This is a genomic window from Emergencia sp. 1XD21-10 (assembly GCF_009936045.1).
Classification (GTDB): Bacteria; Bacillota; Clostridia; order Peptostreptococcales; family Anaerovoracaceae; genus Senimuribacter; species Senimuribacter intestinalis.
This window is the reverse complement of record NZ_QWEQ01000023.1, coordinates 1-13,357: the sequence shown is the minus strand read 5'-3', so window position 1 is coordinate 13,357 and position 13,357 is coordinate 1. Positions and strand designations below refer to the sequence as shown.

The 13,357-nt window shown below is 43.3% G+C and carries 13 protein-coding genes and 1 other annotated feature; of the genes, 10 read left to right on the top strand and 3 right to left on the bottom strand.

Features of this window, described 5'->3' with window-relative positions:
- Window positions 1–25 precede the first annotated feature (25 nt).
- The 3 genes from D1151_RS13135 (at window position 26) to D1151_RS13125 (ending at window position 3,334) form a co-directional block, all read left to right on the top strand.
- Window positions 26–850, top strand: a complete 825-nt coding sequence (locus tag D1151_RS13135) for a MoxR family ATPase (RefSeq protein ID WP_161909198.1) — start codon at window positions 26–28, stop codon at window positions 848–850.
- Window positions 840–2,030 carry a VWA domain-containing protein gene (locus tag D1151_RS13130; protein WP_161909197.1) on the top strand — a complete coding sequence of 397 codons (1,191 nt, stop codon included), beginning with the start codon at window positions 840–842 and terminating at the stop codon, window positions 2,028–2,030. The genes D1151_RS13135 and D1151_RS13130 overlap by 11 nt, the downstream gene beginning before the upstream one ends.
- An 83-nt stretch (window positions 2,031–2,113) precedes the next feature.
- Window positions 2,114–3,334: an ATP-binding protein gene (locus D1151_RS13125; RefSeq protein ID WP_161909196.1), complete on the top strand. Its 1,221-nt coding sequence runs from the start codon at window positions 2,114–2,116 to the stop codon at window positions 3,332–3,334.
- A 69-nt stretch (window positions 3,335–3,403) separates the two neighbouring features.
- Here the strand turns inward: D1151_RS13125 and D1151_RS13120 are convergent, their stop codons facing one another.
- Window positions 3,404–4,777 carry an MFS transporter gene (locus D1151_RS13120; protein WP_161909195.1) on the bottom strand — a complete coding sequence of 458 codons (1,374 nt, stop codon included), beginning with the start codon at window positions 4,775–4,777 and terminating at the stop codon, window positions 3,404–3,406.
- Between the two features lie 246 nt (window positions 4,778–5,023).
- The gene (gene lexA, locus D1151_RS13115) at window positions 5,024–5,686 is read right to left on the bottom strand and encodes a transcriptional repressor LexA (RefSeq protein WP_160200585.1); all 663 of its coding nucleotides are present in this window, start codon (window positions 5,684–5,686) and stop codon (window positions 5,024–5,026) included.
- 188 nt (window positions 5,687–5,874) lie between these two features.
- On the opposite strand from lexA, the gene D1151_RS13110 reads away from it, so the two are divergent.
- Complete coding sequence (locus tag D1151_RS13110; RefSeq protein ID WP_161909194.1) at window positions 5,875–6,792, top strand: AEC family transporter; 918 nt, start codon at window positions 5,875–5,877, stop codon at window positions 6,790–6,792.
- Between the two features lie 3 nt (window positions 6,793–6,795).
- Here the strand turns inward: D1151_RS13110 and D1151_RS13105 are convergent, their stop codons facing one another.
- Window positions 6,796–8,160 (bottom strand): sigma-54-dependent Fis family transcriptional regulator, encoded by a 1,365-nt coding sequence (locus D1151_RS13105; protein WP_161909193.1) that lies wholly within the window; start codon window positions 8,158–8,160, stop codon window positions 6,796–6,798.
- A gap of 178 nt (window positions 8,161–8,338) precedes the next feature.
- Between D1151_RS13105 and D1151_RS13100 the strand changes: the two genes are divergently transcribed.
- From D1151_RS13100 to rplT, 6 genes are all read left to right on the top strand, one after another.
- Window positions 8,339–9,271, top strand: a complete 933-nt coding sequence (locus tag D1151_RS13100) for an MBL fold metallo-hydrolase (protein ID WP_161909192.1) — start codon at window positions 8,339–8,341, stop codon at window positions 9,269–9,271.
- Entirely contained in the window at window positions 9,268–10,653 is a 1,386-nt protein-coding gene (locus tag D1151_RS13095) for a YfcC family protein (protein WP_161909191.1), read from the top strand. Before D1151_RS13100 ends, D1151_RS13095 begins: the two co-directional genes overlap by 4 nt.
- 15 nt (window positions 10,654–10,668) lie before the next feature.
- Window positions 10,669–11,841, top strand: a complete 1,173-nt coding sequence (locus D1151_RS13090) for a M20/M25/M40 family metallo-hydrolase (RefSeq protein ID WP_161909190.1) — start codon at window positions 10,669–10,671, stop codon at window positions 11,839–11,841.
- 76 nt (window positions 11,842–11,917) lie between these two features.
- Window positions 11,918–12,046: a sequence feature (ribosomal protein L20 leader region), on the top strand.
- Window positions 12,047–12,069: 23 nt separating this feature from the next.
- Window positions 12,070–12,585 carry a translation initiation factor IF-3 gene (gene infC / locus D1151_RS13085; RefSeq protein ID WP_330588343.1) on the top strand — a complete coding sequence of 172 codons (516 nt, stop codon included), beginning with the start codon at window positions 12,070–12,072 and terminating at the stop codon, window positions 12,583–12,585.
- Window positions 12,586–12,618: 33 nt separating this feature from the next.
- Window positions 12,619–12,819 (top strand): 50S ribosomal protein L35, encoded by a 201-nt coding sequence (gene rpmI / locus D1151_RS13080; protein ID WP_160200578.1) that lies wholly within the window; start codon window positions 12,619–12,621, stop codon window positions 12,817–12,819.
- 19 nt (window positions 12,820–12,838) lie between these two features.
- Complete coding sequence (gene rplT / locus D1151_RS13075) at window positions 12,839–13,198, top strand: 50S ribosomal protein L20 (RefSeq protein WP_160200577.1); 360 nt, start codon at window positions 12,839–12,841, stop codon at window positions 13,196–13,198.
- The last annotated feature ends 159 nt before the right edge of the window (window positions 13,199–13,357 follow it).

The window sequence follows — 13,357 nt, the reverse complement described above, 5'->3', positions numbered from 1 at the left end:
AAATATATGTAGGAGTAAGAAATAGATGAAAGAAAGAAAAAGATTTACGGGAAGTGAAGATTATGTCGCTTCAAAAGAGTTGATGAATGCAGTCAATGTGGCTATTGCACTGGAGAAGCCTTTGCTGATTAAGGGAGAACCGGGAACTGGAAAAACCATGTTGGCAGAAGCAATCGCAAAAGCGCTGGAAATGAAATTAATCATATGGGGTATTAAGTCCACCACCAAGGCACAGGAAGGGCTTTATGTCTACGATACTGTGCAGCGTCTATATGACAGCCAGTTTGGCGAGGGAGACGTGTCCGACATCAAACAGTATATTAAGCTGGGCAAACTAGGCGAAGCCTTTACGGCGAACGAACAAGTGGTGCTTCTCATCGATGAAATCGATAAGGCGGATTTGGAGTTTCCAAACGATTTGCTCTGGGAACTTGATAAAATGGAATTCTACATCAATGAGACAAAGGAAACGATTAAAACGAAACACCGGCCTATTGTCATTATTACCTCCAATGCGGAAAAAGAATTGCCTGACGCATTTTTGCGCCGGTGCATTTTTCATTATATCGATTTTCCAGATAGCGAAAAGATGGAAGAAATTATCAAGGTTCACTTTGGTGACATGAACAAGAAACTGGTGCATGCTGCTATGGAAGCCTTTTATGCAATTAGAGACATGCGGCAGATTCAGAAGAAGCCGAGCACATCAGAGCTGCTCGACTGGGTGCAGGCACTTTCTATCAGCGGCGCTTCTGTAGATGAAATCAGAGAACGGATTCCTTATATCGGCGTGCTTTTGAAGAAAAATCAGGACATCGATGTAGTTAAAGGATACAGACATGTTTATTAAGTTCTTTTATTTACTTCGAGACAGAGGGCTGAACGTATCCTTGGATGAATGGCTGTGTCTCGTCGAGGCTTTGGACAAGGGGCTTGCTATGAACTCTTTGCTGGAATTTTATTATCTGTGCCGCAATGTACTGATAAAAAATGAGGCAGACTACGACAAATTTGATCTGGCATTTGCAGAGTATTTCCAAGGAGTAGAGACAGTAGAGGAAATCCCGGATGAACTTTGGCAGTGGCTGCATACAGAGGAGCGGGAGCGGGATATTCTGGACAGACCTGACTGGGCAAAGGAATATGATTTCGACAAACTGATGGAAATGTTTCGGGAAAGACTGGCTGAGCAGACGGAGAAACACGATGGCGGAAATTACTGGATTGGAACCGGCGGTACCTCTGCCATGGGGCATGGCGGCTACAATCCGTCAGGCATTCGTGTAGGCGGTTACAGCCGCCATCGAACAGCGGTGCAGGTTGCTGGAGACAGAAACTTCCGCGATTTCCGGCAGGATCAGTCGCTGGATACCAGACAGTTTCAGATGGCATTTCGAAAACTGCGTCAGTTTTCAACCAGAGTGGATATGGCAAAGACGGAACTTGATGTAGAAGGAACCATTGATGCAACCTGCAATAATGCGGGGATGCTGAAATTGGTCTATGAGAAGCCTCGAAAAAATACTGTAAAACTACTGCTGCTTATGGACTCTGACGGCTCTATGTCGCCTTATACCAATCTTTGCAATCAGCTGTTTCAGGCAGTGCATCAGTCGACCCATCTGAAAGACTTGAAAATCTACTATTTTCATAACTGTATCTACGATTATCTTTATACAAGTCCAAGGTGTCAGCATGGAGAGTGGGTAGAAACTGACTGGGTTTTCAGTAATCTGGACAGTGAATATAAAGTGATTTTGGTAGGTGATGCCGCTATGTCACCTTATGAGCTCATCGCAAAGGGCGGCAATAACGACTGGAGTCTGTATAATGAAGAGCCGGGGATTCTCTGGCTGCAGAAATTTCCGAAGCGATATAAGAAGTGTATTTGGCTGAATCCAATCAAAGAACAGCGGTGGGAGCATGCTTATGGAAGTAGGACGATTCAAATGGTTCGTCAGGTTTTTCCTATGTTTGAGCTGACTTTAGATGGGCTGGATAAAGGGATACAGAGACTGCTGGTGAGATAAAAACCAAATAAAAAGATTCCCATTTGGGAATATAATTTGAAAAAAGAATAAAATATGCTATATTTAGAAAAGGAGGTGCGGCTATGGTAAAAAGAGAAGTATATTTGGAGCAGCTGTTTTCATGGAAAGATGAACAGGTTATTAAGGTAGTAACGGGCATTCACAGGTGCGGAAAATCCACACTGCTGAAGCAGTATCAGGCAGAATTGACTGCCCAGGGTGTATCGCAGGAGCAAATTGTTTCTGTGAACTTTGAAGAATTAGAATATGAGCACCTTCTTGACTATCAGGCATTATATCAATACTTGAAAGAACGTCTATGTGCTGATAAAATCACGTATATTTTTCTAGATGAAATTCAGAAAGTACCTTCTTTTGAAAAAGTGGTAGACAGCCTTTATGTAAAAGAGAACACAGATATCTATATTACTGGTTCTAACGCATATATGCTTTCTGGTGATTTGGCAACATTGCTGACCGGGCGCTATGTAGAAATATCTATGTTGCCTTTTTCTTTTCGAGAATATGTTGAGGTTACAGGGCTTTCTGATGAGCATGCTTTTTCAGAATATATGAAAACCGGAGGCTTGCCTTATGTTGTTGCCATGAATCGCACCGATGAAAAAGTAGAAACATATTTAGAAGGCATTTATAATACTGTAATTATTAGAGATATTGAAGAGCGGCAGAGCCGCAAAGAAAAGTATTGCGGCATTCGCAAAATTACTGATATCGTATTGCTGAAAAGTATTGCGCAGTATCTTGCAAGTGTAATCGGCAGTCCGCTTTCTATTAAGAAAATAACAGATTATCTGATATCTTCCGGACGCAAAGTATCGCCCAATACAGTGAGTGATTACGTGGAGGCTTTAACGGAGTCGTTTATTTTCTACCCTGCAGAACGGTTTGACATAGTAGGTAAGCAGCTTTTAAAGGTCAATAAAAAGATGTACATGGTAGATTTGGGATTGAGAAACCATATTTTACCGAGAAAAAGATATGATATAGGCTTTTCCATAGAAAATATCGTATTCTTTGAACTGCTCCGAAGAGGATATAAAGTGACCATCGGGAAGAATGGGATGATGGAAGTTGACTTTGTAGCTCAAAAACAGGGTGTCATAACGTACTATCAGGTTACAGCGGATATGACAGCGGAGGTAACTTTTGAGCGGGAAATGAGAGCACTTAGGAGTATTCCTGATCATTATGAAAAGATAGTTCTCACGCTGGATCGTTTTTCTACGGGAAATTATGAGGGGATTAAAGTCGTCAATGTGCTGGACTGGCTTTTGGAAAAATAAGAAAAAAGGCATTATGCAAAGTGAAATAGTTTTACCTGCATAGTGCCTTTTTTATGAGATTTTGCACAATTATTCTTTAGTTACGCAGACCGCCAGGATAAGTCCTACTGCAGCAAAGGCTGTAGCAAGGAAGCCCACAGCGGGGAATCCCTGTGCTTCAGAAGCAAAGAGTCCGAAAACACCTGAAAAGAGGGAGGAACCGATACAGCCCGCAATCTGAAAGCCTGTACTCATTACGGTGACACCATGAGGATTCTCCTGCGGAGAAAGTTTTGCCAGAGCAAAGGACTGTACAGGACCGATGATCAGTGCACTACCGCAGATAACAGGAATGTACAAAATTGCCAGCAGAATCGAAGATTCTGTGTGAACCAGAGAGAGTGCAGCGGTGCAAACTCCGATACAGAGGAAACCCAGCGGCAGCAGTACTTTTCCGCCTTTTTTATCATAAATCTGTCCTGCAATCGGTGCAATCACACAAGATAAACAAATAGCAGGGAACAGCACCATTGACGCATTGAACGGTGACATACCTATGCCGCTTTGCATAAACAATGGTATTACAATGTTCATTGCGAAGATAACCAGCAGGGAAATCATGTTGATGATAACGCCGATGGAGAATGCTTTGATTTTAAGCGGACTTAACTGAATAAGCGGCTCAGTCAGAGTTCCCTGTCTTTTAACAAAGAAAATCAGGAAGATAATGCCGATAATTGCAGCTAAAAGAGCGATGGTCACATTACCTGCTAAAACAGTAGAAATACCGTAAAGTATACCGATCAGTGCCAGACTGATGAAAATGACCGACAAGACGTCCAGCTTTGGATGGGTTAGTTTTGCGATATTCGGCAGAAGTACTGCGCCGCAAAGGAAGCAAAGCAGAGCTAAGCCGCCGAAGACCCATAATAGCACATGCCAGTCAAAGAATTCTAACAGTGCGCCTGCAACGATGACACTGCTGGAAGGTCCCAGTGTTGTCATGGCTCCCATAATACCCATGAAAGTACCCAGTTTTTCTTTTGGAGCGACTTCCAGCGTGATATTCATGCCGATTGGAATCAGCATACCTGTACCCAGAGCCTGGACGATACGTCCAATGAGAAGAACTGAAAAATTGCTGCTGACAGCGCCAATAACACTGCCGACAATGAGAAGACCTACGGTAAATAAGTACAGTTTTTTAGTCGGAATGCTTTTATATGCAAAAGCAGAGACCGGAACCATGATTGCAGCGCCGAGCATATATGCGGCTGCCAACCATTGTACAGTGCCGACACTGACATGAAAATCTTCCATGACAGCAGAAAATGATACATTTAAGAACGTTTCGTTAAACGTTGCGAGAAAAGCAGAAAAGGCAGCAACAAAGATAATTAGTTGATACTTGGTTGTTTTTTCTTTGGCGCCAGATTGCGTCTTTGGGTTGTGTGTTTCAACCATTTCAAAACTCCTTTCGATTTTGACAAGAATAAACACACAAAACTAAACGCTTTTCAAAACTTCGGAAAGGCGCAGCGTGAGACAATAAAAAACACACGCTTAGCCTGTACCGTAATCAGATTTACGAGCGCTTGCTCTACGTGTGTCGTTTGCCATTTATATAATTGATAATATTATTTTAACAGATTTTAAAAACCGGGTCAAGTGTGGAAAAAATTGTAAATTCTTCCTGCGATATGATTGGGTTTAACTAAAATATCGGAAGACACCTTTGACCTTGCCAAGAACCTTGACGTCCTGCACGATAATAGGACTCATAGTGTCATTCTCCGGCTGCAGTCTGATGTGACCGTTTTCTTTGTAGAAGGTTTTGACTGTGGCTTCGCTTTCGAAGCCGTCAATCATAGCGACTACGATTTCGCCGTTTCTGGCAGTGCTTTGCTGTTCAACGAGAATCAGGTCGCCATCCATAATGCCTACATTAATCATACTCTCGCCGCAAACTCTGAGCATGAAATTGGAACCGCCTGCATACTGGGCAGGAATCGGAAAGGTTTCTTCTATATTCTGTTCTGCAAGGATCGGTGTACCTGCAGCAACTCTGCCGACTACAGGAACATCGATAATATCTTCGCGATGAAAGTCCTCTGCATAAGATGGTGCAGTGGAAGTCGAAGATTCTGATACCTCTTTCTCCATGTCGACAACCATAAGCGCTCTCGGTTTGGACGGGTCCTTCTTCAGATAACCCTGCTTGACAAGGCTTGCGATGTCCTTGTGAGCGGTAGAGGTGGACTTGATATTCAGAGCACTGCAGATTTCTCTGACCGTAGGAGGGTAGCCCTTGGTTCTGATCTCATCCTTCATAAAATCTAAAATCTTCTGTTCGCGTTCTTTAAGCTGATTCATAATACCCTCCGTTTATTTGCTTAATTGAAATTCTTTGTTCGTATTATATCATAAAACGAACAAAAAGTAAACATTTGTTCACGATTATTTAAAAATGATTTTGCAATTATGCAGAATAGATGATAAAATAAAAAAGCTGGCATTTGCTGCCGATACATTTTATCAGGAAATATATAAAGGAAAATTTTATGATTATCGTTACTCTTTGCAAATTACTGCTAGCGCTTACAGTTGGCTACTATTTGAACAAGAAAGACATATTTACAAAGGACGTGAATCAGAAGCTTTGCACTTTTGTCATTGATGTCTGTCTGCCGCTGGTGATTCTTACTTCTCTCAGTGAGGCGGACGGCGCCATGGGCAAAGAACTTTTGATTCGATTTGTTCTGGTCGGCGGTGTTTTTTACTGTTTGCTTCCGTTTATTGCAAAGGGAATCAATGTGCTGACAAGAATTCCAAAGGAAGACAGACCTGTCTATGAACAGTTTTATATCTTTGGAAATACGATGTATATGGGATATCCTGTGACAGCGTCTCTTTACGGCAGTGGCTGTATTTTTCAACTGAGTATTTTTCATCTGGGATTTGACATTTTATACTATACTTATGCTAGATGGCAGATTTGCAAAGGCGCTGGTACGACAAAGGGAAAACTCTCTGTGCGGGAACTTTTGAACCCCGGTACAGTCGCTTCTCTTTTGGCGCTTGCTATGTTCTTTGGCGGTGTGAAGCTGCCCGACGGTGCAGCGGAGGTTTGCAATTTCATTGGAGAAATGGCATCTCCGCTTTCTATGGTGGTCATTGGCGCAGGCATTGGTACCTATTCTATCAAAAGTGTTTTTTCCTGTGATAGGAAGCTGTATTTGGTTGCTGCCATTCGTCTCTTACTCTTTCCCGCGGTGGTTTACGTTGTGATGACTTTCCTTGGTTTTGATGGAGTCCTTCGAGGCGCTGCGGTCATTTCTCTGGGGATGCCTGTTGCGGCTATGGTTTCTATGGGATGTACGGAACAGGGCTATAAGGAAAAATTAGCATCTGCCGGCGTAATTCTGTCGACTCTGCTCTCTCTGCCGATGATTCCGGTACTTTTGACGCTGCTGGGATAAAAGTTATTTCAATCCCAGGCTGGTTAGCTTATAGTTGAGAGCCTGTTTTGTCATTCCAAGGGCTTTGGCTGCTTCGGTTTTTGTTGTATAATTGGACAGTGTTTTTTGCAGAAGCTGACGCTCAAAGGTCGCCAGCTGTGCTTGATAAGTAGAGGAATCTTCATCGCCAGGTACAGTGTCTTTTTTTGCAAGGCGCTGTATATAGGCAGGCAGATCATCTACAGTGATGAAAGTACTGTCTGCGATGGCAAAGGCTCCCTCCAGCATATTTCGCAGTTCACGGACATTGCCGGGCCAATCGTGCAGATGGAAAAGACGTATCGCTTCTTCAGTAAGGTCGCAGATATTCCGGTTGAATTTTTTATTAAATTGATCAATATAGAATGCCGTCAGGTGGTCAACATCACCCTGACGGTCTTTTAATTGTGGAAGTTTGAAGGAGATGATGTTGAGTCTGTAGAATAGGTCGCTTCGCAGATGTCCCGCCTCAATTGCGGCAAAGGGCTCCTCGTTGATGGCAGCGATGATACGAACATCGACATGAATCGGCTGGTGACCGCCAAGGTGAAGCACCGATTTTTCTTCGATGGCTTTTAATAGTTTTGCCTGCAGCGCAATATCCAGGGAGTTGATTTCGTCGAGAAACAGCGTGCCCTGATCTGCAAGCTCGATGAGTCCTTTGCGTGTAACGGCGCCGGTATAACTGCCTTTTTCTGTACCGAACAATGTGCTTTCCAGAAGATTGGCAGGGATTGCGGAACAGTTCAGGGAGATAAAGGGCATGGGTGCACGGTTGCTGGAGTAGTGCAAAGCTTGTGCAATCAGTTCCTTGCCGGTACCGGTGCTGCCTTCAATCAGCACTGAGGAATCTATGTTGCGCACTTTTATAATCTTCTGTTTTAGTTTTTCCATATCCGGGTCGATGGTAATAATATCATCGATCGTGTAGTTTTCAGCGCCATTGCTTCGCCTGCTGGAAAAATCCTGCACGCTGATATATTCGTTCTTGTATTCGTTGCCGATAAATTTAAGCGCAAGCGCAGCGCCAATGAGTTTTTTCTTATGATATAGCGGAAATACGCTGCTATAGCCTTTTACGTGGTCGCCTTTATAGGTGATGCCGTTTTCTTCATAGCCAATGATCGGCTGACCGGTCTTTACAACACTGTATACTTCGCTATTTTCTTCGCTGGCAGATGGGAAAATTTCAAAGAGATGTTTGCCGATGATTTCGTCGGCAGTAAAACTGTAAGTATCTGGATTGGTGATTTCACAATATCTGCAGATACAATCTGTATCAAAAATGGTAAGCTCATCGAAAAAATTCTGCATTTGAAAGACAGAACGAGCGATTTCTTCATAACGCATATCAGCAACCTCCGATTCGATTAAGAGTAAAAAAATATATTACTATTATAAAGAAAATTGATACGAAAGTAAACGGATATCTCAAGATTATGGCTGAAAATACTAACTTTTTGTTTGGCACGGAATTTGCGCTATATTACAGTAACGATATCGTAAACCAGCGAAAGGAGATCATAGCATGGAGTGGAAAGATATGCCCAGAAGGACGTATTACAAGAAATACGAGAGAATGGATGTGAAAAATGATGGGGACTGGTATGAGGTTTATCGTCTTCCTAAGAATGTGTATGCGATTGCAGAACCGCGACATTTTCAGGAAGTGAATTTCTTTCTGATTGTAGGAACAGACAGGGCGGTTTTATTTGATACCGGTATGGGAATCGTCCCTGTAAAGCCGCTGATTGATGAGCTATATCAAGGGGAAATTATTGCGGTGAACAGTCATTTTCATTTCGATCATATTGGAAGCAATCATATTTTTGAACCAGTTTACAGTTATGTGGATTCCTATGTGCCTGGGATTGCCAGAGGAGGACTGACCTGCGCAGATGTAGGCGCGCAGATGGATGAAGATATGTTTAAAGGCGGCTATCCGCAAGGCTTTGCACCGGATCAATATGTCGTGCTGCCGTATCAGGTAAAAGCTGTCAGGGAGGGGCATATTTTTGATTTAGGAAATCGCAAACTGCGCGTTCTGCATACACCAGGGCACAGTTTCGACTCCCTTATGCTGTATGATGAAGATAATAAAATTCTTTTTACAGGAGATACGTTCTATATGGGTGCATTGTACGCACACTTTAATTGTGAGCAGTTTGGCTGTTCGGACATATCTATGTATTGGCAGACGATGGATAGACTCAGCAGAGAGATTCCAGAAGATGTGCAGCTTTACTGTTCCCATAACGATTTTATTGCACCGGCAGCAAAGCTCACAGAGACTGCAGAAGTGCTCCGCACGGTGATAGAAAAGGAATCTATACCGGATGGAGAAAAAGGTGTCAGCAAAGGTCATCAGTATCTGGAGGAAGAAAGCATTTTGTGTGAGAAGAAGGGCGATGGATTTTCTGTCGTATATACCAATGAAAAGGTAAAGGAGAAAAAGAAATGAACGAGAAAAAGAAATCTAAGATGCCTCACGTGTACATTTTATTGATTGGAATTGTTTTTGTTTGTGCGGTATTATCTTATATTATTCCGGCGGGTGCTTATGATATGATTACTCTTGAAAACGGAAAGGAAGTGCTGAATCCGGAAACTTATCACAGAATTGATCAGACACCTGTATCGTTAATACAGTTTCTGACTGCAATTCCAAGGGGATTACAAAGCAGCGCATCCATTATCTTTCTGATTTTTATTGTGGGCGGGAGTTTCAATGTGCTGACTGAGACCGGAGCTGTGGAGTCAGGCCTTGGCAAGCTGGCAAAAGTAGCTGCCAGAAAAGAAATTTTATTGATTCCTATCGTGATGATTGTATTTTCTCTGGGTTCTGCTTTTGTGGGAATGGCAGAAGAGTTGATTCTGTTTGTTCCAATTATGGTTGGACTGGCAAAAGCACTGGGCTTTGACTCTATTACAGGTATGGTGATGGTTATGTCGGCGACCAGCGCCGGTTTTGCAGGTGCTGTAACAAATCCTTTTACGGTCTGTGTGGCACAGGACATTGCAGGGGTTCCGCTTTTCTCCGGATCTTCGTTTAGAATCGCAGTTTTTGTTGTAATGGTTGGAATTTCAATCATTTGTACGATGCGGTATGCGATGAAAGTAAAGAAGAATCCGCAGCTGTCGTCCATGTATGAACAGGATCGTCTGGAAATGGACAATGATGCAATGGCGAAGTTAAAAGAATTTGGAGGAAAGCAAAAACTGATTTTGCTTGCGTTTATTGGGTCTCTGATTCTGCTGGTTGTTGGCGTCACCAAATGGGGCTGGTATCTGGACGAAATTTCCGGACTCTTTTTCGGCATGGGAATTGTCGTTGCTGTCATTGAAGGCATGGGTTTTAACAACTATGCAAAGGCGCTGGGGAAAGGCATGGCGGATATCGCAGCCGGCGCACTGGTTGTGGGCTTTGCCAGTGCTGTTATGGTTACACTGACCGATGGAAATATCATGCACACAATTCTATATTATGTTGCAGGCGCAATGGAAGGGCTGCCGGCGGCAGTCAGTGCAGCATGTATGTTCCTGTTCCAAACTTGTCTGAATTTCCTGATTCCATCTGGAAGCGGTCAGGCAGCCGTTTCCATTCCGATTCTGGCGCCGCTGGGTGATATGGTGGGAGTATCCAGACAGTCGGTTGTTCTTGCATATCAGATGGGCGATGGTTTATCTAACATTATTATTCCAACAGGCGGAATCATGATGGCGGCTCTGTCTCTTGCAAAAATTCCTTACGAAAAGTGGGCAAAATGGATTTTGCCGGTTTTCCTCTTGCAAGTTTTAGCGGGAGTGATTATCATGGTAATTGCAGGCGTCATCGGGTATTAAATAGGAGGAATCGATATGTGGTCAGAGAAAACACATAAAAAGCTGCTCCATGAAGGTCTTGCGGCTTTTGAAGAGGAAGCGTATGCTCTCAGTGATTGTATGGCGGCAAATCCAGAGCTTGGATCGGCGGAGTTTGAATCTTCAAAGAATATCGTAGCATTGCTTGAAAAGTATGGAATAGAGGTGGAATATCCTTTTGCCGGCATGGCGACAGCATTTAAAGCGTCTATCAATCCTGGAGGCAAGAAAAAAGCGGTCTTTCTGGCAGAGTACGATGCCTTGCCGGAAATAGGACACGGCTGCGGTCATTGTGCATCGGGAGCAGCAAGTGTTCTGGCGATTCTGGCAGTCAATGCAGTGAAGGCGCAGCTAGGGGATGTGCAAATTGATATCATCGGTACGCCGGACGAAGAATGGGGCGGCGGCAAAGTAATTATGCAAAGACAGGGCATCTTTGACCAATATGATTTTGCGGCAATGGTGCACATGATGGGCGAAAATCAGTCTGCGGTGCAGTTTTACGCCTTGGACGGCATGGAGTTTGTGTTTAAAGGTGCGCCGGCGCATGCGGCGGCATGTCCGGAGAAAGGAAGGAATGCGCTGAATGCAGTGCGTCTGTTATTTGAAAGTACAGATATGATGAGACAGCATGTCATTAAAGAGGCGATTATTTCAGGCTATATTTCCGATGGAGGAAAGGCAGCGAACATCATACCTGACGAGACCCGAGCGGTTTTTATCACTAGAGCGCCCAGAAGACATCAGCTCAACGATATTACAAGCTGGGTGAAAGATTGCGCAAAGGCGGCAGCAATGGCAACACGCACAGAAGTGGAGATTTTGCCGGCAGGCGAAGACTATGACGATTATTTTACGGGACCTCTAAAGGAAGAAGTGATGGATACCTGTTTTCATAGTTTGGGACTTGAAGTAGTCAGACCGGAAAATCAGGGCAATGGTTCTTCTGATATCGGGAATGTGGCGACCGCTTGCGCAGCATTCCACCCATGTATGGGCATTGGGAAAGGACTGGTACCACATACCTATGAATTTGCAAAAGCAATGACGACGCCAGCTGTCCATGAGGCTATTTTAAACAGTGCAAAGTTTTTGTTGGAATTGACCTATAGGCTGTTTACAGATGAGGAACTTTTGGATAAAATCAAGAAAGAGCATTTTTCGCTATAAGGAAAATTTCTTGAAAGTCGTTGGAAATTCAAAAACTTTCCTTGACACAGGAGCGGAAATATGATAACCTATTTCAGTAATGAAGAAGAAGTTATCCGCTTCTCACCTTTCAGACAGTCAGTTTGCTGGGTTAATAATTTTGAAACATGCGCGTTTTAGCGTGTTTTGAGGCGGGTACATTAAGTGCCCGCTTTCTTGTTTGTGTAGAAACCACAGGAGGTGCGAACCATTAGTAAGGAGAACAAGATCAACGAAGAAATTCGTGACAAAGAACTGCGTGTCATCGATGAAACCGGTCAGATGCTCGGTATTATGAGCAGAGACGAGGCGCTTGCTTTGGCAGATGAGAAGAAGCTTGACCTGGTCAATATTTCACCTAACGCCAAGCCGCCGGTATGTAAGATTCTCGATTATGGAAAGTACAGATACGAAATCCAGAAGAGAGAAAAAGAAGCCAAGAAAAAGCAGAAGAACATGCAGGTAAAGGAAATCAGACTGAGTACCTTTATCGAAGATCATGACATTCAGGTGAAGGCTAAGACCGCTTGCAAATTCCTGCAGGATGGGGACAAAGTCAAGGTGAGTCTCAGATTTAGAGGAAGAGAAAAAGACTATACTGCAAAAGGTCGCGAAGTTATGGATAAGTTCGCAGAATGCTGCAGCGAAGTCAGCACCATTGATAAGAAGCCGACATTTGAAGGCAGAAGCCTTACCATGTTCCTGGCACCGAAAACTGATAAGTAAAACTTTGTATTAACATAGGAGGAAAAAATCATCATGGCAAAGAATAAGATGAAGTCCCACAGAGGCGCATGCAAAAGACTGAAATTAACCGGAACCGGTAAAATCAAGAGAAACAAGGCATACAAGAGCCATATTCTTACTAAGAAGACTCCAAAGAGAAAGATGGGTCTCAGAAAATCCACAATTTTAACCAGTGCTGACACTAAGAGAATGTTAAGATCAATGGCAAAATAGTTTTAGGAGGTAATGAATCATGGCAAGAGTAAAGAAAGGCGTAAACGCCCACAAGAGACATAAGAAAATTTTAAAATTAGCAAAGGGTTACTATGGACAGAAGAGCAAGGTCTTCAGAGCAGCTAACCCTGCAGTAATGAGAGCGCTGAGATCTGCTTACGTTGGCAGAAAGTTAAAGAAGAGACAGTACAGACAGATGTGGATCGCAAGAATCAACGCTGCTGCAAGAATGAACGGCATGTCCTACAGCAGACTAATGGACGGTCTTAAGAAGAGCGGTATCGAAATCAACAGAAAGATGCTGTCTGAACTGGCTATCCACGACGCAGCTGCATTTGCACAGCTTTGCGAAACTGCAAAGAAGAACTGCGGAAAATAAATCATAAGCATATCGAAAGTCGTTTTACCATTTGGTGAAACGGCTTTTTGGCTGAAAAACGCATACTGTGACAGCGAAAGTAAACGGGAAAATCTTACTTGTGATTTTCCCGTTTTTCACGTATACTATAGGTACGAAGGAAAAGAGGTGAGTCGAAGA